Origin of the sequence: Lysobacter niastensis (assembly GCF_015453285.1) — a bacterium.
GTDB classification, from domain to species: Bacteria; Pseudomonadota; Gammaproteobacteria; order Xanthomonadales; family Xanthomonadaceae; genus Lysobacter_J; species Lysobacter_J niastensis.
Genome location: NZ_JADLZT010000006.1, coordinates 337,095 through 355,671, shown reverse-complemented (window position 1 = coordinate 355,671; position 18,577 = coordinate 337,095). Strand labels below are relative to the sequence as shown.

Below are 18,577 nucleotides of genomic sequence, written 5' to 3'. Positions count from 1 at the left end.
AGATAACCAAGGGAAGGCGCGAACAGGAGTGCAGCTTGCTCGTACGACCATCTGCGCCCAAGACTGACTTGACCTCCCGTCTCGCCGACCTATTCGAGGACGAGACAAACCATTGTGCAGACTCAAGCACAGGTCTGAGCACTAGGTCCGCTACTTGACGCAGCTTGCCAAGGGCTCAGCTCAAACGAGCTCGAAGCCGGGGCGTCTCCGCCATGCAACGAACAATCGAGCAACAGGAACAGTTATGAGCCGTGACTACGAACAAGCGCACTACAAAGCCCCCGTCGAAGTTCTCTTCTCGGCGGCTAGCTCTCGACTAACGACCAAGGGAGAGATCAACCTCGGCATGTTGATCTCGCTCTTCGAGATGGGCCATCATTGCGCCCACGAGGAGTACGCGGCGCTTATCGCCGAGCATAGAGATCTCTTCGCAAGCGGTATCGATGACTTTAGCGACCTGTATGAGCTGGTACTAAACTTGTTGGAACAAGCACATGGACCGCTCTTCTGCGAGGTCGAGCTGGACGAGGACGAATTGGACGAGATCGCTGGCGCCAGGACTTGGGGTTATGCGAGCCCTCTTTCGCAAGTGCCCAGCACGCCATCTGGCTCACGGTACACGACCGAAGAGGTGGCGAACATGTGGGCATTCCGCATTCGCGCCTTGGATTTGGGGCATCCCGATCAAGCTTGGTATGACGGTAACGAACTGCCGTTCAATACGTGGCGGCTCGCCGGCTGGTCACCGAAAACGCTATCAGTCGAGTAGAACCCAGTTCACCCAGGCGGGCACGTCGATAGAGGGACAGTTGTCTGTGGTCGACGTTCTCAACTACCGGACCCCAATTTCGCCTTCAGCTCCACAGCACGGTTGGGTTAAGACTCTATAGCGCTTGTCCCGGTCGTCGTGTCTGCAATGCTGCCCTTCCATCAAGGAGCAGGCGGCCCTGCCCGAAGTCCGTACTCCTCCATTAGCTCGTGCCGCGCCAGGTGCGTCACCTGGCTGCTGCTCAGCACGTCGCGCTCCTGCTTCTCCTGCGCCTTCAGCGCCGGCAAATAGGTCCCCGCTGCCAGCAGCGCCTTCACCGTCTTGGGCCAGCCCAGCATCCAGCGGTTGGCGATCTGCACCGCCAGCGGCGAGGTCGCGCGCACCGCGTCGGCCACCGCGCGCGGGTACGTGCCCGGGCTCAGCAACGGTTCGATCAGTTGGGAAGTCAGCATGGTCATTCAAGTTCATTCGCCAGCAACCTCTTCTACCAACGCAGTTTGAGGCAGCTCTCGGCAAGGGGCCTGCAGACTACTTGGTTGAAGTCTGCCTATCGGGTGCCTACTTCGTTGCCCGGTCCCGGTGCGGTGTCCGGCGCGCATAAGCGACCTTGACCGAGACTTTCTGACGAAGGGTTCTGCCTGGCTCTACTGCCGATAAGGCCCGGTTATCGCCGGTAACGCTGGCGACAACTTGTGGGCGACGAAGGTTGCCCGACATCCGGTCCGCAGCCCGATCGAGTCGATGCAGCGACACGCAAGGCCGGTCCCTACCCTATCGGTCTTCGGCTGATGCCCCGCATGCGCAACCGCCGCGACTCCGCTTCTTCCGCCGCTTGAAGAAACTCGCTGCAGCCCGCGTGTGACCAGATCCCGAGAACTCAACGAAGGCGCGTGGATCCGCCAGCACCTCGTGGCCGGCTGGATGCCGTTCGCCACGTGCAGGCCGACCGCGCCCTCGCTGCGGCGGATCAGGTAGCGCCTGGAGATACCACCGCCTCCTCGAGCAGCATCCGACGCTCGACACGGGCGCAGCCGCCGGCGAACAACCGGGTGATTCGATCGTCGGCGAGTTCCAGGCGCACGCGCAGGGCGCTCGGCGACGGTGGGCTCATGAAGCGGCCCTGCTCGATCGTCCACTCCGTAGCCCTTTCCGTGGACGCCTCTGGCTCACGAAACAGCAGGCAGGCTAGCGGCCCGGCGGCCATGCCGGTCGCGGGCTCCTCTTCAATTCCGTAGCGGGGCGCGAACATGCGCGTGGTCGCCACGCGCCCTTCGCCCGCGTCGCGGCGCGAGAACACGTAATAGCCGATCAGGTCGAGTTCCTCGCTGATCCGCCCGATCTGCCGAAAGTCGGGGCGCAACGCGGACAGAGCCCGGGCGCCATCGACCTCGACGACGGCGAAGCGATTGCCGGTGTCCACGACGTCGGCGCGAAGCTCGCCGCTGATCCCCAGCGACGCGGCGATGCTCCGACCGAGAGCCGACGCGCCATCGATCGGCTCGTATCGCGGGGAACGCTGCTCCATCCAGACGGTGTCGCCCTCGACGATCACTTCGCGCCGGCCGTCGATGGTTTCCTTCGACAGTACGCCCTCGCCGACTCGTCCAAGCTCGCGCAGCAGCGCGAACGTGGCGATGGTGGCATGGCCGCAGTGGGCGATCTGCCGCGTCGGAGTAAAAAATTCCAGGCGCACCGTCTCGTGTTCGGAGCGGGACACGAACGCGGTTTCCGACAGGCCGACACGGCCGGCGACGGCCAGGCGCGCGGCGGCATCGAGGCGGTCGGCGTCCAGCACCACGCCGGCCGGGTTGCCGCCGCGGCCGTCGGCCGTGAATGCATTGACGATATGGACTTCCATCGTGCTCACGACCGTACCTCCCGCAAAGCGGTGACGCCGCGCCCCACGGCGGCGAGGATGCGATCGACGTCGGCGTCGCTCGTCGACCAGTTGGAGAATGCGGCGCGTATGCCGGGACGCCCCTTCAGCACGGTCGGTGTCATGAATACCTCGCCGCTGGCGTTGATCCGCGCCAGCAACGCATCGCGCGCAGCGGCGCCGTCGGCGCGCGGCGCGAAGGCGACGATGTTGAGGTCGACTTCGTGCAGGACGTCCAGGCCCAGGAGCCCGAGTCCCGTGGCGAGCGCGCGGGCCTGCGCGCAGTTGGCAGCGACCCAGCGGCCGATTCCCTCGCGTCCACGCACGGCCAGCACCATCCACGCCGCGAGTGCGCGAAAGCGGCGTGAGTTCTCCGGCGTGTAATGCAGCGGATCGGGGTCATCGCCGAGATAGGCCGACGTCGCTGCGAACACCTCGCGCTGCAGGTCCGGGTGACGGGTGTAGGCTATCGCGCTGTCGTAAGGCACGTTGAGCCATTTGTGCAGGTCCACCGTCACCGAATCGGCGCGTTCCACGCCGGTGACCTTGTGCCGCTGCACATCGTCGAACGCGGCGAACAGGCCGAAGGCTCCATCGACGTGCAACCACGCTCCAGCGTCGGCGCAGATGGCGGCCAGCGCCTGCAGGTCGTCGAAGTCGCCGGTATTGACCTCACCCGCACTGGCCACCACCACAGCCGGACCTTTGTGTGAGGCCAACGCCTCGCGCAGCGCGGCCGGGTCGACCGAAGTGCGCCCGGGCAGCGTCGATACCGGCATATGGCGCTCGCGACCGATGCCGCTGATCGCCATCGCTTTGAGGATGCTTGAATGGGCCGCACCGGCGAACACGTGCGGTAGCGCACCTTGGTTGTGCTGGGCCCAGTGTCGCGCCGTCGCGAGGCCGACGAGGTTGGCCGAGGTCGCGCCGCTGACGAACTGGCCGCGCATGGCTGGATCGAGGCCGAAGATGTCTGCATATGCCGCGACGGTCGTCGCTTCGAGAGCGGCGGCGATCGAACCGACTTCGTTCGACACGTTCTGGTCCCATGCGCTGGCGATCCAGTCGGCGGCCAGCGCTTCCGGCGTGGCGCCGCCGGTGACGAAGCCGAGGTAACGTGGCCCGGGGGAAGCAGAGAGAAACGGCTGCACGCGCTCGACCAGCCAGGCCATCGCGGCCTCGAGGCCGGCTCCCTCCGGCAATGGCGGTGCCGCCGGCACGTGCACCGGCGTAACCGGCCGCTCCGCCAACGTGGCCAGGAACTCGTCGGCGATGCGTCTCGCATGGTCCAGCGCGTCGCGGTAGTGATGAATCGAAGACATGGTGGGGTGGCCTCTGTGGTACGCGGAGCCGCGTGATTGGTTTTCAGGGAATGGCAAGGTCGCGGACGGAGTCCGCCAGGCGCGCGCCCAGCGCGCCACCCCGCTTCAGCACGAATGCCCGCAAGTGCTCGCGGTAATCGGGCGATACGGCGCGCCGCACCGACCGCCGTTCGGCGAGCCGTGCGCGCCAAGAGGCGAGCTTCGGCAGATCGAGAAAGAAGGCGAACCGGTCGCCTTCGTCAATGACCTCGAAGTAGCGCAGTGCCGGAGCGAACGCCGCATCGACGATCGAGAAGCGTTCGCCGGCGAAATACGGGCGGTCGCCGAGCGCGCGTTCGATCTGTTCGAGTTGTCGGCGCACGGCCTGCGCGGCGCGAGCCAACGCCGCTTCGTCGGCGGCCGAGTACAGCGCCGCGATCGCGGACAACAGCGACGACGCGAACTCCATCCAGGCGCGGTGGCGGGCACGCTGCAGCGGATCATCCGGGTGCAGTCGCGGGGCCTGCGTGTCGTCCAGATATTCGCAGATCACCGAGGATTCGAAGATCGGCGTGCCATTGACCAGCAGCAACGGGGTCTTGCCGGTCGGCGATAACGCCAGGAACCAGTCCGGCTTGGCCGACAGGTCGATGTCGCGGCGCTCGAAGTCGATGCACTTTTCGTCCAGCACGATCGCGGCGCGTTGCACGTAGGGGCATAGGACGTGACTGACCAGGATGTGACGAGACATGGCGGCGGCCTCAGCGTGGGTGCCTGGGCGCGGCCACGCGCAGGGCTAGAACCCCGTCGCCTAGCAGCCATAGGACCAACGACGCCACTGCCAGGAACAGCGGGTATTCCCAACCGCCGCCGTCGGCGCTGAAGACCCAGCCATTGGGCCAATGCACCCAGACCGCCCCGAGCAGGACCGGCACCAGAGCCAAGGCCGCTTGACGCGCGTATAGGCCGAGCACCAGGGCGATGCCGCCGGCCAACTCGGCGGCGAATACCGCGTACGCCAGGGGCCCCGGTAGGCCGACGCCCTCAAAGAAGAGCGCGGTGCCAGGCAAGGTGAATACGAGCAGTTTCAACAGAGCGTGCGCTAAGTACATGGCGCCAAGAGCGACGCGCAGGACGGCGGCGGCCCATGGCGAAGCGCCGGACGAGAGCGGATGGGCTGGCGAGGACGGGTTCATGGCGGCGACCTTGTGGGGCTGGTGGGACCAATCTAGGATTGCAACGCCGCAACTGGAATATGCCTCCATGCAAAGTCGCATTGCGCTGTCGCAATACAGCCTCAGCGCCGCCGACCTCGAGGTCGTCCTCGCGCTGGTTCGCACCGGCACGCTTGCCAGCGCCGGCGAACGCCTCGGCCTCAACGCCTCGACGGTGTTCCGCAGCCTGCAGCGGATCGAGCGCGGTCTCGGCGCAGCGTTGTTCATGCGCGGCCGCAACGGCTACGAGCCGAATGAGCTGGCCAGCCTGTTGGCCGAACAGGCCGAACACGTCGAAGCCGCCCTCGAAGCCTCGCGCGCCGCTGTGCGGCAGCAGCCGGGCAGCGTCTCCGGCACGGTCCGTATCACCACCACCGACACCATCTTGCACGGCCTGGTGGCGCCGTCGCTGGCGCGCCTGCGCGAAGCGCACCACTTGCTCGAGTTCGAACTGCACACCGGCAACGAACTGGCCAGCCTGACCCGTCGCGACGCCGATATCGCGGTGCGCGCAACCAAGCACCCGCCCACGCACCTGGTCGGGCGCAGGCTCGGACCGATCCGGGTCGCCCTGTTCGCCGCGGCCTCGTCCGGGCTGCACACGCCGGACGACCTCGAACGCGCCGCACCGGCGTGGGTCGCGCCCGACGACGCGCTGCCCGAGCATCCGTCGGTGCTGTGGCGGCGCAAAGCGTTCCCACGGGTGCAGCCGGCCTATCGCGTCTCCAGCATCCTCACCGTCGCGCACCTGGTGCAGCTTGGGCTCGGCGTCGGCGTGCTGCCACTGTTCCTCGCCCGCGAAATGAGCGGCCTGCTCCAGCTCGGCGAAGCCCTCGACGACGCGCAGACCGACCTGTGGCTGCTCACCCATCCGCAGGCGCGGCATCTGCGGCGGGTGGCGGCGGTCTATGCGCATCTGGGAGCAAGCCTCCATCTCGATTGAGCGAAGCCGGCGCCTGGCCTGCGCCAGCGGGGCGACGACGTGACCGATGACAGCGCGATCTCGCGTCGTCCTTATAGTGGCCGCGTTAGTATCGCCCTACCGCACCGCCCCCGCGCTCTTGATTTGGGTCAAACCTGACGCAGGAAACACCACTAGACTCTTTGGTAATGCGCTCCCCCCCTGCCCACTTCCATTGCTTACGCCAGAGGCGACTCTGCGATGAGGTGGTATCTCGGTGAAGGCATTCGCGACGCTCAGAGGGCAGCGGTGGCGCTTGCGGTTAGCCGCGCTTGCGTTGTTGGCTTTGTTGTTCCAGCAGGCAGCCTTGGCCGGTTACACATGTCCCGACTTGGTTAGGTTAGAAACGACACCAATAGTGATGACCGGCTGTGAGGGGATGCAGATGCCCGACCCTGACGCGCCGGCACTATGCCAACAGCATTGCCTTCGCGATGACGTTGCCAATCTCGACCTCAAGGTCCCCCAGGTATCGCCACAGGCCTTGCCACCGCTGCACTTAGCCGTAGCGGAAGCGTTGCTGCTGCCGGTGCAAGCCCAGCACTACAAGAACGTTCCGACCTGCCGGTCCGACCCGCCCCCCGCGCAGCGATTCTGTAGCCTGCAGATCTAGACCCCGCCGTGACCCAAACTTCGCGCCGCCGATCCCGGCGGCGCGCTCGTCGTTGCGTGCTTGGAGGTCTCATGTTTCACGATTACCTACTGCGCCCTTGGCGCACGCTGGGCCGTTTGGCGACACTAGTGCTTGCCCTCGGCCTCGCCCCCGTCTGCGCCTGGTCCGCGCCAGTCGGACAGTCCTTTGATGACGCTGTTCGCCTCGCCGTCGAGCGCGCTCCGGCCCTTGAGGCACGTCGATCGCAAACCCTCGCGGCGCGCGAGGAAGCGGTACGTGCCGCCGCCCTGCCCGACCCACGACTGACGGCTGGCATCGCCAACTGGCCGGTCACCGGCGCCGATGCATTCGACTTCCGCGTCGACGACATGACCATGAAGCAGATCGGCGTGATGCAGGAATTCCCGGCTCGCGCCAAGCGTCGAGCGCGCCAGGCCGTAGCCGATCGCGGCATCGAGCAAGTCGAAGCCCTGTCGACGGCCGAACAGTTGGCGGTTCGGCAAGGCGCCGCCGCCGCATGGATCGCCCTGTGGGCCGCGCAGCGCGAGGTCGCTGCACTGCAGGCCCTGCGGGAGCCAGCCAGCGTTGCCGTCCGCACCGCCAAGGCGCGGCTGGCAGGGGGTAGCGGCACAGTGACCGACACCTTGGCTACGCAGGCGGCGACCCTCGAACTGGAGAACCGGATCGATGCCGCCGAAGCCGCACTGGAGGCGGCTCGTGCCGGTCTAGCGCGATGGCTGGGGACTGAGCCCACGGACCTGCTTGCCGAGGGCGCGCCGCGGACATTGACAGAACTACCCTATGCGCCGGCCGCGTTGATGACTTCCATCGACCGCCAGGGACCGCTGTTGCCGTGGCTCTCGCGCGAGGCTTTGGCCGAGGCGGAAGTCGACGCGGCCATTGCCGAGAAGCGGCCGGACTGGAGCCTGGATGTGACCTACGGGCAGCGCGACCGGGCGCCGGATGGCATGTCGCGCAGCGACATGCTGATGGTCGAGGTCGCCATCGACCTGCCGCTGTTTCCGCGCAATCGGCAGGACCGGGGCGTGGCGGCACGCCGCGCCGAGCGCGATGCCGTGGCCGCCGAGCACGAAGACGCCCGGCGCGCCCAGATCGAAGTCGTGCGCCGGGCGTTGGCCGAATGGCAGGGATTGCAGCGCCAGGTCACCCGTCAGGAAAGCGAAACGCTCCCGCTGGCCAGGGATCGAGCGAAGGCAGCGCTCGCCGCCTACTCCGGGGGCGGCGACCTGCAGCCGTGGCTGGAAGCACGCCGCGACGAAATCGAACTGCACATCGAACACGCCCGCCGTCTGGGCGAACTCGGCCGCGCCTGGGCGGCCCTGGCCTATCTGCTGCCCGAGAAGGAGACCGCGCCATGACTCCTACGATGACCCGTTTGACGATGGTGGGTGCCGCCCTAGTGTTGCTGGCTATCGGCCTCGGCGGCGGTTACTGGTGGGCACAGCGCCATGCCGGCCATGACATGGAGAGAGCGGCTTCGTCAGCGCCGGGCACCGAACGCCCAGTCCTGTACTGGTACGACCCGATGGCGCCGGAACAGCACTTCGACAAGCCCGGCAAGTCGCCTTTCATGGACATGCAACTGCTGCCGAAGTACGCCGATGAGGTCGCCAGCGGCGGCATGCGAATCTCGTCGGAGCTGCAGCAGAACGTGGGCATACGCACTGCACAAGTCGAAGTCGGACATCTAACGTCCACGGTGCGCGTGCCGGGCACGCTGACCTGGGATCTACGCCAGGAATCCCTGGTCAGCTCCCGCGTTGAAGGGGTCGTGAGCCGGGTGCAGGTGAAGGCTCCTTACACGACAGTACACCGCGGTCAGCCGCTGGCTTCACTGCTGGCGCCGAGCTGGAGCAGCGCGTTGGCCGAGGCGCAGGTGTTACGGCAGGCCCAGTCGACCTCTGCGCGTGAACTGCAGTCGGCCGCCCAACAGCGTCTGCGCGTGCTGGGCGTTCCCGATGGCATGGCACGGGACGGAAGCGTGACGCTGAGCGCGCCCAGCCACGGCATCGTCACCGAAGTACTCGCGCGCGAAGGCCAAGCGGTGGTGCCGGGCACGCCATTGTTCCGCATCAATGGCACCGAAACGCTATGGCTGGAAGCGGCGATTCCGCAAGCCAGTGCCATGTCCCTGCGCACCGGTACACCGGTGGAAGCCGTCGTCAGCGCCGTGCCGGACCAGACGTTCGCCGGCGAAGTTGAAGCGCTGTTGCCGCAGATCGATGTGGCCAGCCGCACGCAGCGGGCGCGCATCGTGCTGCGTAATCCCGACGGCGTGCTGGCGCCCGGTATGTTCGCCGAAGTGACGCTCCAACCTCAGGCAGGTACGGCGGTGACGCTGGTACCTACCGAGGCACTGATCGCGACCGGTGCAGACAGTCGCGTGATCGTGCAGGACGCCGACGGTGGCTTCCGTCCGGTGCGCGTACGTATGGGCCGCAGCAGCGACGGCCGCACTGAGGTCCTTGCAGGACTCAAGGGTGGCGAACGCGTGGTGGTGTCCGGCCAATTCCTGATCGACTCCGAGGCCAGCCTGTCGGGCGCTCTGGAGCGTCTAGGTCCGCCCGAAGGCGTGCTGCCGGCACCACCCAAGCAAGCTTCGTCGCCGGACGGCGCGTCGAAACCCAGCCAGGCATCGACGCCGGCGAAGCCTACTGCAGGTTCCAAACCGCGCTTGTGCCCCGTGCAGTACTGGTACGACCCTATGAAGCCGGACCAGCACTTCGACAAGCCCGGCAAGTCGCCCTTCATGGACATGCAACTGGTGCCCAAATTCGCACCTGGCGCGGATCCTGATTGCAACGTTAGTGACGTGAAGCTGGGTGGCGGCCAGGAGGTCCGGCCATGATCGCCCGCCTGATTCACGCCTGCATCGCCAACCGCATGCTGGTGCTGATGGCGGCGGCGCTACTCGCCGTTGCCGGTTTGTGGTCGGTGCGCCATACGCCGCTGGACGCGCTGCCGGACCTGTCAGACACACAGGTGATCATCCGCACACAGTGGCCAGGGCAGACGCCGCGCATCGTCGAGGACCAGGTCACCTATCCACTGGCCACGACGATGCTTTCGGTGCCAGGCGTCAAGGCGGTGAGAGGCTTCTCGTTCTTCGGCGACTCCTTCGTTTACATCCTCTTTGACGACGCCACTGACCTCTACTGGGCACGTTCACGTGTGCTGGAGTACCTGAGCCAGGTGCGTGATCGTCTGCCTCAGGGCGTGAGTCCCGCGCTGGGCCCGGATGCGACCGGCTTGGGCTGGATTTACCAGTACGCACTGGTCGACCGCACCGGCCAGCACGATCTCGGCCAGTTGCGGGCGCTGCAGGACTGGTTCCTGCGTTACGAGCTCAAGACCATCCCCGATGTGGCCGAAGTCGCTAGCGTCGGCGGTGCGGTGCGCGCCTGGCAAATCGTTCCTGATCCACACGCACTCGCAGCCCGTGGCCTCACCGTTGCGCAGCTGATCGAGGCTGTCGATGCGGCCAATGGCGCTACCAGCGGATCGGTCATCGAACAGGGCGAAGCCGAGCTGATGGTGCGCAGCGAGGGCTACCTGCGTAGCCAGGCCGCGTTCGAGCAGATACCGATCGGTAGCACCGTGGACGGTGTCCCAGTGCTGCTCGGCGAGGTCGCCATGGTCACCCGTGGTCCCACCTTCCGCCGCGGTATCGCAGAGCTGGATGGCGAAGGTGAAGTTGCCGGTGGCGTGATCGTGCTGCGCACGGGTAAGGACGCGCTGACCGCGATAGAGAACGTGAAGGCAAGGCTGAAGCAGTTGCAATCCAGCCTGCCGAAAGGCGTCGAGATCGTGCCTGTCTACGATCGTTCCGAGTTGATCCATGAGGCCGTGCGCAACCTCACCCACAAGCTCGGCGAGGAGTTTCTGGTCGTGGCGTTGGTTTGCGCGCTGTTCCTGTGGCACCTGCGCTCGGCCCTGGTGGCGGTGATCACGCTGCCACTGGGTGTGCTGGCGGCGTTCATCGTCATGCGCTACCAGGGCATCACCGCCAACCTGCTGTCGCTGGGCGGAATCGCCATCGCGATCGGCGCGATGGTCGATGCGGCCGTCGTAATGATCGAGAACGCACACAAGCACCTGGAGCACTGGCGCGAGGAGCACGGCCATGAACCAGAAGGTGAGGCACGCTGGCAGTTGATGGCGGAGTCCGCGGCCGAAGTCGGGCCGGCGCTGTTCGCAAGCCTGCTGGTCATCACGCTGTCGTTTATTCCGGTGTTCGCGCTGCAGGCGCAGGAAGGCCGGTTGTTCGCGCCACTGGCATACACCAAGACCTATGCGATGGCTGCCGCCGCTGGCCTGTCGGTGACGCTGATCCCGGTACTGATGGGATACCTGATCCGCGGTCGCATTCGTCCGGAGCAGGAGAACCCGATCAATCGCGTGCTGATCGCCGGTTATCGCCCCGTGCTGGACTGGGTGCTGCGACACCCGCGGCTGACCTTGGGCTTGAGCGGCGTGCTACTGGTGCTGACGCTGATCCCGTACAACCGCATCGGCAGCGAGTTCATGCCTCCGCTGGATGAAGGCACGCTGCTGTACATGCCCACAGCCCTGCCCGGCCTGTCGGCAGACAAGGCGCGCCAGTTGCTGCAGCTGTCCGACCGGATGATCAAGACCGTGCCAGAAGTCGAGCACGTATTCGGCAAGGCCGGTCGCGCCGACACGGCAACAGATCCGGCACCGATCGAGATGTTCGAAACCACGGTGACGTTCAAGCCGCGCGACCAATGGCGGCCTGGCATGACGCCGGACAAGCTGCGCGCCGAACTCGACGCCGCGGTTAAGGTGCCAGGCCTGACGAATCTGTGGGTCCCGCCGATCCGCAACCGCATCGACATGCTCGCCACCGGAATCAAGAGCCCCGTCGGCATCAAGGTATCAGGGCCGGACATCGGCGTCATCGACAGACTCAGCAGTGAAGTCGAGCGCGTGGCCAAGGGCGTGCCCGGCGTGAGTTCGGCCTTGGCCGAACGCGTGACTGGTGGCCGCTATGTTGATGTGCGCATTCGCCAGGATGCCGCCGCACGCTATGGCCTGAGCCAAGCAGAACTGCAACGATTGATTGCCACCGTCATCGGCGGCGATCCGATCGGTGAAACGATCGAGGGCCGCGAGCGGTATCCAATCGTGTTGCGCTACCCGCGTGGGCAACGTGACTCATTGGCGGCGCTGGAGCAATTACCCTTGATTGCGCCTGGTGGTGTGCAGCTGTCCCTGGGGCAAGTGGCCGACGTGTCGCTCAGCCCTGGACCGCCGATGCTCAAGTCCGACAATGGCCGCCTGGTGGGCTACGTCTACGTTGACGTCGCCGGCCGTGACTTGGGCTCGGTCGTCGCCGACCTGAGAAGTGCCGTCGCCGCGCAGGTGCGCTTGCCGTCGGGTTACGGCATCGCCTGGTCGGGTCAGTACGAGTACCTGCAACGTGCGGTGGCGCGCTTGCAGTGGGTGGTGCCGGCTGCCCTTGTGATCATCTTCGTGCTGATCTGGCTCGTGTTCCGCCGCTTCGGTGAGGTCGCCATCATCCTGCTGAGCCTGCCGCTGGCGCTGGTCGGCGGGCTGTGGCTGATCTGGATGCTGGGGCATGCGGTGTCGATCGCGACGATGATCGGCCTCATCGCGCTCGGCGGCGTCGCCGCCGAGTTTGGCGTGATCATGCTGCTGTACTTGCGCCAGGCGTGGGAGCGGCGTCTAGCCATGGGCGAGCCCGCGACCATCGCCACGCTTGAAGCGGCGATCCGCGAGGGTGCCGTGCTGCGTGTGCGGCCGAAAGCCATGACAGTGGCTGTTATCCTCGGCGGACTGTTCCCGCTGTTCATCGGTGCAGGCGCCGGGTCTGAGATCATGCAGCGCATTGCCGCACCGATGCTTGGCGGCATGGTGACCGCGCCGTTGCTGTCCATGCTCGTCATCCCGGCCGCGTACCGTCTTTTGCTCGGTCGCATGTTGCCCCGAACTTCGTCTACTGCCTCGCCAGACCGCGCGACGTGAGCGGCGCGTCTGGTTCGCTCACTTCAACCACTAGGCCGGAGCTGGCAGCGCCATCCGCTGCCAGCGACAACGCCGCAAGCCGGGCAGAATCTACATGCGGTGGAGCGACGCTATCGAGGCGTGCTGGAGAATCCTATCAGGCGGGTGTCAACCACCGCCGCACTACGCCATATACCGTGCCGGCTATGAATGCGTAGCCAGAGATCAACACAAGCCCGAGCGCTGCGCGTGCGGGATTCAGCGGTGGTGGATTGATCGTAAGGGGCTCGAGGTTGAGGCCGTGCACCCAAGTCGAGAAGATTCCCAACACCACGCCAGGCGCCACCATGACCAGCAGGACGCAAGCAAGGTAAAGGACAGCGATCGTCAATGCGAAAGCCGCACCGGTGCGAAAAGGCGAAAGTGGCATGACCGAACCCTCCGCAGAATGCCAGCCATATTTTGCCGCGTTGGTGTTGACACGCCTTGATCTGGATCAAAACATGGCCAGCCCGGACGCCCCCCCTCCAAGCCGAGTCAGCTGTCAGGGGCCGATGAAGTCAGCACCGGAGCGAATCCGCCGCCGGGTGTGCGGAAGTTGGTTGTTTGCCCCTGATAGAGGCGCGCCGCATAGAGGATCGGCTGCCCCCGGTAGGCATAGCAGCGAATATCGGACTTCAGCGGTTCGTTGATGCCGACATGACGAATGCTTGGCGGGATAACCCGCTGTGCAATGCAGGTTCCGGTGGCAAGGTCGTTCCAGATCCGGCGTGTCAGCTTGTCGCCGCGATAGCTCGCCTTTCCGCCGAATCCCGCCGCAGGCTTGAAGAACAACTCTCGCCGGCGTTCCCACAGGGTGTCGCGGTTGCTTGGTGTCACCACTACCGTTTCTGGAATGGCGCCAGACAGGACATCGATCTCCGCGTCGCCTGCACCCGCCTGGGCGAGGAACGCCCGGTCGCCGAGCAAGGTGAAATTCCGTTTGTCGGCATAGATGGCGTGTGCCCTCGGGTGTGGAGTCAGCACCAGGTCGCCCGCCAGATACGCGGCCCGTACGACGCCATGGCGCGGTTCTGACAACGAGAAGTCGGTCAACCGGTTGTAGATCATGTCCACCGGCCGGCCACCGAGCGACACACGCCCTGGCTCCCGGACCAAGTCCTGCGAATCGCAAATGACGGCATCAATTCCGTGCGCCCGGAAAAGCTGGCGGAACAACAAGAACTCCGGATACAGGTACTGCTGCTCCGGCTCCTCATCGACGATCGCGACCAGGTTGAGCGGCGCGGAACCGCGCTGGCACCGCCATTCCTCCAGCATCACCTGCAGGACCCGCTCCTCCGCCGTTGCCACGTTGGTGGGCGACTGGACTACATCCGGCATGCATACGCGTTGCGCTTGCCCGAGCAGGGCATTCAGCAAAATACCACCCGGGTTGGTGTTGATTTCGATCAGACGTGGGCCGTCGTTGGTCAGATGGAAATCGAACCCCAACAGGCCGCCAGGCGAGCCGGGGTCGAATTGCGCGATGTCCGGGGCCCACTGCAATGCGGCCCGCTGATAGCCGGGCAGCGCAACGACCTGCTCGATGGCGGAAATCACGTGTTCCACCTGCCTAAGATGGCGCCGGCGCAGGTATACCGGAAGGGCGGAGAACAGGTGCGCGTGCGACTCGGCCAACGCCGAAGGCAGGCCATGTTCGCCAATGGCCGCGGCGACAACATTCCGCATCACGCCAGGCTCGATGGCGATGCAGAAACACTCCCTGTTCAGGGCGTCCATCGACGACGTCGCCGCGCAAAGGGATTCGCATGGCACTGGCCGGAAAGCCGACGTATCCGCGTTCATGGCTGGCGGGATTGGAGGGAAATATCACTCTACCCCGAAACTCCGCCCTCCCCACGCCGCTCATTTGATCCAAATCAAGAACGCGACGGGGTCAGCGGAGTACTTTTCCAGTGCCATGAAGCGCTTCCGACGCCATTCATTGCGTGATCGCTTCGCGATCCTCGCGATCGTCGGGCTGCTGCTGCAGAGGCGGACTGCCATCACCGCGGAGGGACGCATGCTGGAGGAGACCCAATGTGCGCGGCGCATTGCGCCTTCGGGGACCAGAGCAATGATGTCGCGCGTGTCCCCTCGATCCCGGCTCTCCCGCCTGACCGGACGCTCGCTGGCACCATCGTTCTGCTGCCAGGCCAGCACGCCCCCCCGCCCGAGTTCCCTCGCCTCGCCGCTTGGCACCGACCCACCGCTCATCCGGCTGCTCTGTTGCTGATCTGAGTCGCCTGGTTGACCGTGACACCGTGTGGTTCGCGACGCAGCGCTTAGCGCGGCTTCTTGGTCGCCACAGGTGCAAACGCTTTGCCGCTACTTGGTCATCCGTAAAGGAGACACCGTCATGCGAGGCAAAACTTCAGAGGGGCGGATCTACGTCGATGGTCCCCGGCCCGAACGTCCGTGGCAGGTGCGCCTTGGTTTCTGGCTCCTGCTCGCGATCGGCGCGTACTACCTGCTGACCGAACACCGTGCCCACGTCGCATTGGGCATTCCCTATCTGCCTTGGCTGCTGCTGGCCGCGTGCCCGTTGATCCATCTCTTTGGGCATGGCCATGGCGGTCATGGCTCTCATCAAAGTCCGCCCAAGCCAAAAGGAACCGACGCTCTCGGATCAGGACGCGTCGAAAACACTGCAGAAAGCCCCCATCGACATGGAGGGGAACCATGAGCCCGACCATTCCCGGCTACGGCCTTTGGGGCCTGGCCATCATCAACGCGGCCTTCTTCATCTTCTTCGCATGGAGCTTCTACAAGCCGCTCAATGGGCGTGACTGGCGCAACCTCGGTCTGTTTTCGGCGTTCATTGTCGCCCTCTTCGCCGAGATGTACGGCTTCCCGTTGACACTTTTCCTCTTGTCCGGATGGCTCTCATCCAAGTTCCCCGAAGTCAACTGGCTCAGCCATGACGCCGGCCACCTGTTCGAGATGATGTTCGGCTGGAAAGTGAATCCGCACTTCGGCCCGTTCCATATCGCCAGTTTTGTGCTCATTGCCTGGGGCTTCTGGGTGCTGGCAGAAGCGTGGCCGGTCCTGTACCAAGCCCAGCGCGAAGACCGGGTCGCCCGCGAAGGGATTTATGCACGGATCCGTCACCCTCAGTACGTCGGTTTTTTCCTGATCATGACGGGCTTCCTGCTGCAATGGCCAACCCTGCCGACTCTGGCCATGTACCCGATCCTGGTGTGGGTTTATGCGCGCCTTTCCATTACGGAGGAGCGTGAAAGCCTCAGGAGGTTCGGCGATGCTTACGCCCGGTACATGACCGAGGTGCCGCGCTTCGTCCCGCACCGCCGTCGGCCAGCCGATAATGCCGGAGCCGCACTTTGAACGGGATCAATGCAGGGCTGCGGACGCGCGTCTGGCCGGTTGGCAAGATGTGCACCGTCGGGTGTGCCGCCACGATCGAGCGCAGCGTGGCGGCACTCCCAGGCGTTCTTGCGGCGAGCGCCAATTTCTCGGCCGGCACCCTGAAAGTGGACTACGACCCGGCGAGGCTGACGCCGGGGCAGATAGCCCATGCGATACGCGCAGAAGGGTTTTCCTGCGGCGATTCCGCAATCGATGGGCCCGCCAAGCACGAGCCCATGGCGCATGCGCCCCACTTCGGCCATCTGCCAGACGCAAGGGCTCCTGCCGCACACATCGATCGCGCACCGGAGCCTGCAGTGCCTGGCATGGCCGCCGCGACAGCGCCTGCCCACAAAGCCCATATGGCCCACGATGCACACGAAGGCATGCATCACGGCGGCGACCTCCATGCCGCCGCTCGCGACATGCAACGCCGCTTCGTCGTCGCACTGATCTTTGCCATCCCGGTGTTTCTCTGGTCGCCGATGGGGCTGATGGCGCCGCCTCCTGTCCCATTCGGGCTGGATACCAACATCTGGCTGTTCCTGCTCGGATCCGGCGCAGTTCTCTATCCCGGCTGGCCGTTCTTCACCGCCGCAATCCGTTCGCTGCGCCACGGCGTGTTCGACATGGCGGTGCTTGTTCTGCTGAGTGTAGGCACCGGGTACAGCTTCAGCATCGGCACCACGTTCTTGTTCGAGGGCCCCAACTTCTACGAAGCCTCCGCCGTGTTGCTGACCTTCATCCTGCTGGGGCACTGGCTGGAGATGCGGGCGCGAGCCGGGGCGTCCGATGCTTTACGAGCATTGCTGAGGCTCTCTCCACCACGCGCCGTCGTGCGACGCGACAATGTCGAAGTCGAGGTATCCACGGCCGATGTCGTCGTCGATGACATCGTCGTGGTTCGCCCTGGCTCCAAGATTCCGGTGGACGGACAGGTCATGGAGGGCAGCTCGCAAGTCGACGAGTCGATGTTGACCGGCGAGTCGATGCCCATACGCAAGGATCCTGGCAGCCTGGTCGTGGGTGGAGCCATCAACAAAAGCGGCGCCTTTGCTTATCGAGCCACCAAGGTGGGGTCCGAGACCGCCTTGGCTCAGATCATCAAGCTGGTCCAGGAGGCGCAGAACTCCAAAGCCCCGGCACAGCTACTGGCCGACCGCGCATCGCAGTGGCTGGTACTGGCAGCCATCGCCATCGGCCTGCTGACGTTTGCCGCCTGGTTCTGGTGGATCGGTCAGTCGCTGCTGTTCGCGCTTACGCTCACGATCACTGTCTTCGTGATTGCCTGCCCCGATGCTCTGGGTCTGGCGACGCCCATGGCCATCATGATTGGCACGGGCATGGGCGCGAAGCACGGGATTCTGTTCAAGCACGCGGAAGCCATCGAACAAAGTGCAAGGCTCGATGTCGTGATCTTCGATAAAACCGGAACTCTCACGGTGGGGCGGCCTGAGGTAGTCGATCTCGTCGTTGCGCCCGGCCGCACGAAAGAGGAACTGTTCGCACTGGCCGCTGCCGTGGAAGCGCATTCCGAGCACCCACTGGCAGTCGCGATTCTTGCGCGGACCGGTCCCGCGCCTGTGCGTGCTGAAGGGTTCACCAACATCGACGGACAGGGGGCCACCGGAACGGTTGGCGGACAACGGGTCGTGTTGGGGAATCGAATTCTGATGACCCAGTCCGGTGTGGACTTGACACAGATGGCGGATGCGGCCGAACGGCTGCAGGGTGCAGGACGCACCGTAGTCTATGTTGGTCAGGAACGCGGATTGGTCGGCCTTTTCGCGATCGCTGACGCGATCCGTCCCTCGTCGTTGGCGACCATCAAGGCCCTGCACCAACGCTCCGTCAAGGTCGCGATGATCACCGGAGACAACCGACCGACCGCTGAGCGCGTGGCGATGGAACTGGGTATCGACATCGTGTTGGCCGACGTCCTGCCTGGTGGCAAAGCCGATGAAGTGAGAAAGCTCCAGGCCCAAGGCCGACGTGTCGGCATGGTCGGTGACGGCGTCAATGACGCTCCTGCGCTGACCCAGGCGGACGTGGGTTTTGCAATTGGGGCGGGAACCGATGTAGCGATCGACAGCGCCGACATCGTGCTGATGCGCAGCGATCCTTACGACGTGGTTCAAGCCATCACGATCGCTCGCGGAACACTGCGAAAAATGCACCAGAACTTGTGGTGGGCGGTGGGCTACAACGTGGTCGCCTTCCCGCTGGCCGCTGGCGTGTTGTATCCATTCGTTCTGTCGCCCGAGATCGCTGCACTTTCCATGTCGGGAAGCTCGGTGATCGTCGCGGTCAATGCCCTGTTGCTGCGACGTTTGCGGATGGACGAGGCAGCCTCTGTCGCTCCCGGCGAGCCAGGCTCCACTCGGTCGGCGGAGGGAGTTGCACCATAAGTGCCGCTCCCCTGTCCGGAA

The 18,577-nt window shown here is 65.1% G+C and carries 17 protein-coding genes; 8 read left to right on the top strand and 9 right to left on the bottom strand.

The window, feature by feature from the left end:
• The first annotated feature begins 244 nt into the window (after positions 1 to 244).
• Entirely contained in the window at positions 245 to 769 is a 525-nt protein-coding gene (locus tag IU514_RS12735; protein WP_194931474.1) for a hypothetical protein, read from the top strand.
• Positions 770 to 930: 161 nt separating this feature from the next.
• Here IU514_RS12735 and IU514_RS12730 read toward each other — a convergent pair whose 3' ends face one another.
• From IU514_RS12730 to IU514_RS12710, 5 genes are all read right to left on the bottom strand, one after another.
• Complete coding sequence (locus tag IU514_RS12730; RefSeq protein WP_194931473.1) at positions 931 to 1,221, bottom strand: hypothetical protein; 291 nt, start codon at positions 1,219 to 1,221, stop codon at positions 931 to 933.
• Between the two features lie 515 nt (positions 1,222 to 1,736).
• The gene (locus IU514_RS12725) at positions 1,737 to 2,627 is read right to left on the bottom strand and encodes a PhzF family phenazine biosynthesis protein (protein WP_194931537.1); all 891 of its coding nucleotides are present in this window, start codon (positions 2,625 to 2,627) and stop codon (positions 1,737 to 1,739) included.
• A gap of 5 nt (positions 2,628 to 2,632) precedes the next feature.
• On the bottom strand, positions 2,633 to 3,967 hold the full coding sequence (locus IU514_RS12720) for a pyridoxal phosphate-dependent decarboxylase family protein (protein WP_194931472.1): 1,335 nt from the start codon (positions 3,965 to 3,967) through the stop codon (positions 2,633 to 2,635).
• A gap of 43 nt (positions 3,968 to 4,010) precedes the next feature.
• Positions 4,011 to 4,697 (bottom strand): glutathione S-transferase family protein, encoded by a 687-nt coding sequence (locus IU514_RS12715; RefSeq protein ID WP_194931471.1) that lies wholly within the window; start codon positions 4,695 to 4,697, stop codon positions 4,011 to 4,013.
• A 10-nt stretch (positions 4,698 to 4,707) separates the two neighbouring features.
• Positions 4,708 to 5,142 (bottom strand): DoxX family protein, encoded by a 435-nt coding sequence (locus tag IU514_RS12710; protein WP_194931470.1) that lies wholly within the window; start codon positions 5,140 to 5,142, stop codon positions 4,708 to 4,710.
• Positions 5,143 to 5,209: 67 nt separating this feature from the next.
• On the opposite strand from IU514_RS12710, the gene IU514_RS12705 reads away from it, so the two are divergent.
• From IU514_RS12705 to IU514_RS12690, 4 genes are all read left to right on the top strand, one after another.
• The gene (locus IU514_RS12705) at positions 5,210 to 6,103 is read left to right on the top strand and encodes a LysR family transcriptional regulator (RefSeq protein WP_194931469.1); all 894 of its coding nucleotides are present in this window, start codon (positions 5,210 to 5,212) and stop codon (positions 6,101 to 6,103) included.
• Positions 6,104 to 6,805: 702 nt separating this feature from the next.
• Positions 6,806 to 8,113, top strand: a complete 1,308-nt coding sequence (locus IU514_RS12700) for a TolC family protein (protein ID WP_194931468.1) — start codon at positions 6,806 to 6,808, stop codon at positions 8,111 to 8,113.
• Positions 8,110 to 9,603: an efflux RND transporter periplasmic adaptor subunit gene (locus IU514_RS12695; protein ID WP_194931467.1), complete on the top strand. Its 1,494-nt coding sequence runs from the start codon at positions 8,110 to 8,112 to the stop codon at positions 9,601 to 9,603. The genes IU514_RS12700 and IU514_RS12695 overlap by 4 nt, the downstream gene beginning before the upstream one ends.
• Positions 9,600 to 12,761 carry an efflux RND transporter permease subunit gene (locus tag IU514_RS12690; RefSeq protein ID WP_194931466.1) on the top strand — a complete coding sequence of 1,054 codons (3,162 nt, stop codon included), beginning with the start codon at positions 9,600 to 9,602 and terminating at the stop codon, positions 12,759 to 12,761. Before IU514_RS12695 ends, IU514_RS12690 begins: the two co-directional genes overlap by 4 nt.
• A gap of 136 nt (positions 12,762 to 12,897) precedes the next feature.
• Here the strand turns inward: IU514_RS12690 and IU514_RS19270 are convergent, their stop codons facing one another.
• The 4 genes from IU514_RS19270 to IU514_RS19265 all read right to left on the bottom strand — a co-directional run bounded on the left by IU514_RS19270 (position 12,898) and on the right by IU514_RS19265 (position 15,363).
• Positions 12,898 to 13,170, bottom strand: a complete 273-nt coding sequence (locus IU514_RS19270; protein WP_386761060.1) for a DUF5676 family membrane protein — start codon at positions 13,168 to 13,170, stop codon at positions 12,898 to 12,900.
• A gap of 107 nt (positions 13,171 to 13,277) precedes the next feature.
• Positions 13,278 to 14,522, bottom strand: coding sequence for a hypothetical protein (locus IU514_RS12685; protein WP_228760692.1), 1,245 nt, complete (start codon positions 14,520 to 14,522; stop codon positions 13,278 to 13,280).
• Between the two features lie 126 nt (positions 14,523 to 14,648).
• Complete coding sequence (locus IU514_RS12680; RefSeq protein ID WP_194931464.1) at positions 14,649 to 14,945, bottom strand: hypothetical protein; 297 nt, start codon at positions 14,943 to 14,945, stop codon at positions 14,649 to 14,651.
• A 211-nt stretch (positions 14,946 to 15,156) separates the two neighbouring features.
• Positions 15,157 to 15,363: a hypothetical protein gene (locus tag IU514_RS19265; protein WP_386761170.1), complete on the bottom strand. Its 207-nt coding sequence runs from the start codon at positions 15,361 to 15,363 to the stop codon at positions 15,157 to 15,159.
• On the opposite strand from IU514_RS19265, the gene IU514_RS19260 reads away from it, so the two are divergent.
• From IU514_RS19260 to IU514_RS12665, 3 genes are read left to right on the top strand one after another with little or no spacing between them, the layout of a single operon-like run.
• A complete protein-coding gene (locus IU514_RS19260; RefSeq protein ID WP_386761162.1) occupies positions 15,283 to 15,468 on the top strand; it encodes a DUF2933 domain-containing protein in 186 nt (61 codons plus the stop codon). The genes IU514_RS19265 and IU514_RS19260 overlap by 81 nt on opposite strands.
• The gene (locus IU514_RS12670) at positions 15,465 to 16,127 is read left to right on the top strand and encodes a methyltransferase family protein (RefSeq protein ID WP_194931462.1); all 663 of its coding nucleotides are present in this window, start codon (positions 15,465 to 15,467) and stop codon (positions 16,125 to 16,127) included. Before IU514_RS19260 ends, IU514_RS12670 begins: the two co-directional genes overlap by 4 nt.
• A complete protein-coding gene (locus IU514_RS12665; protein ID WP_228760691.1) occupies positions 16,124 to 18,556 on the top strand; it encodes a heavy metal translocating P-type ATPase in 2,433 nt (810 codons plus the stop codon). Before IU514_RS12670 ends, IU514_RS12665 begins: the two co-directional genes overlap by 4 nt.
• The last annotated feature ends 21 nt before the right edge of the window (positions 18,557 to 18,577 follow it).

Coding starts and splice junctions, on each gene's coding strand:
- IU514_RS12710 (WP_194931470.1), bottom strand. CDS start 5,142: ATGAACCCGTCCTCGCCAGCCCATCCGCTCTCGTCCGGCGCTTCGCCA.
- IU514_RS12725 (WP_194931537.1), bottom strand. CDS start 2,627: ATGGAAGTCCATATCGTCAATGCATTCACGGCCGACGGCCGCGGCGGC.
- IU514_RS12715 (WP_194931471.1), bottom strand. CDS start 4,697: ATGTCTCGTCACATCCTGGTCAGTCACGTCCTATGCCCCTACGTGCAA.
- IU514_RS12735 (WP_194931474.1), top strand. CDS start 245: ATGAGCCGTGACTACGAACAAGCGCACTACAAAGCCCCCGTCGAAGTT.
- IU514_RS12690 (WP_194931466.1), top strand. CDS start 9,600: ATGATCGCCCGCCTGATTCACGCCTGCATCGCCAACCGCATGCTGGTG.
- IU514_RS12670 (WP_194931462.1), top strand. CDS start 15,465: ATGAGCCCGACCATTCCCGGCTACGGCCTTTGGGGCCTGGCCATCATC.
- IU514_RS19270 (WP_386761060.1), bottom strand. CDS start 13,170: ATGCCACTTTCGCCTTTTCGCACCGGTGCGGCTTTCGCATTGACGATC.
- IU514_RS12705 (WP_194931469.1), top strand. CDS start 5,210: ATGCAAAGTCGCATTGCGCTGTCGCAATACAGCCTCAGCGCCGCCGAC.
- IU514_RS12695 (WP_194931467.1), top strand. CDS start 8,110: ATGACTCCTACGATGACCCGTTTGACGATGGTGGGTGCCGCCCTAGTG.
- IU514_RS19265 (WP_386761170.1), bottom strand. CDS start 15,363: ATGACCGCCATGGCCATGCCCAAAGAGATGGATCAACGGGCACGCGGC.
- IU514_RS12685 (WP_228760692.1), bottom strand. CDS start 14,522: ATGGACGCCCTGAACAGGGAGTGTTTCTGCATCGCCATCGAGCCTGGC.
- IU514_RS12720 (WP_194931472.1), bottom strand. CDS start 3,967: ATGTCTTCGATTCATCACTACCGCGACGCGCTGGACCATGCGAGACGC.
- IU514_RS12700 (WP_194931468.1), top strand. CDS start 6,806: ATGTTTCACGATTACCTACTGCGCCCTTGGCGCACGCTGGGCCGTTTG.
- IU514_RS12730 (WP_194931473.1), bottom strand. CDS start 1,221: ATGCTGACTTCCCAACTGATCGAACCGTTGCTGAGCCCGGGCACGTAC.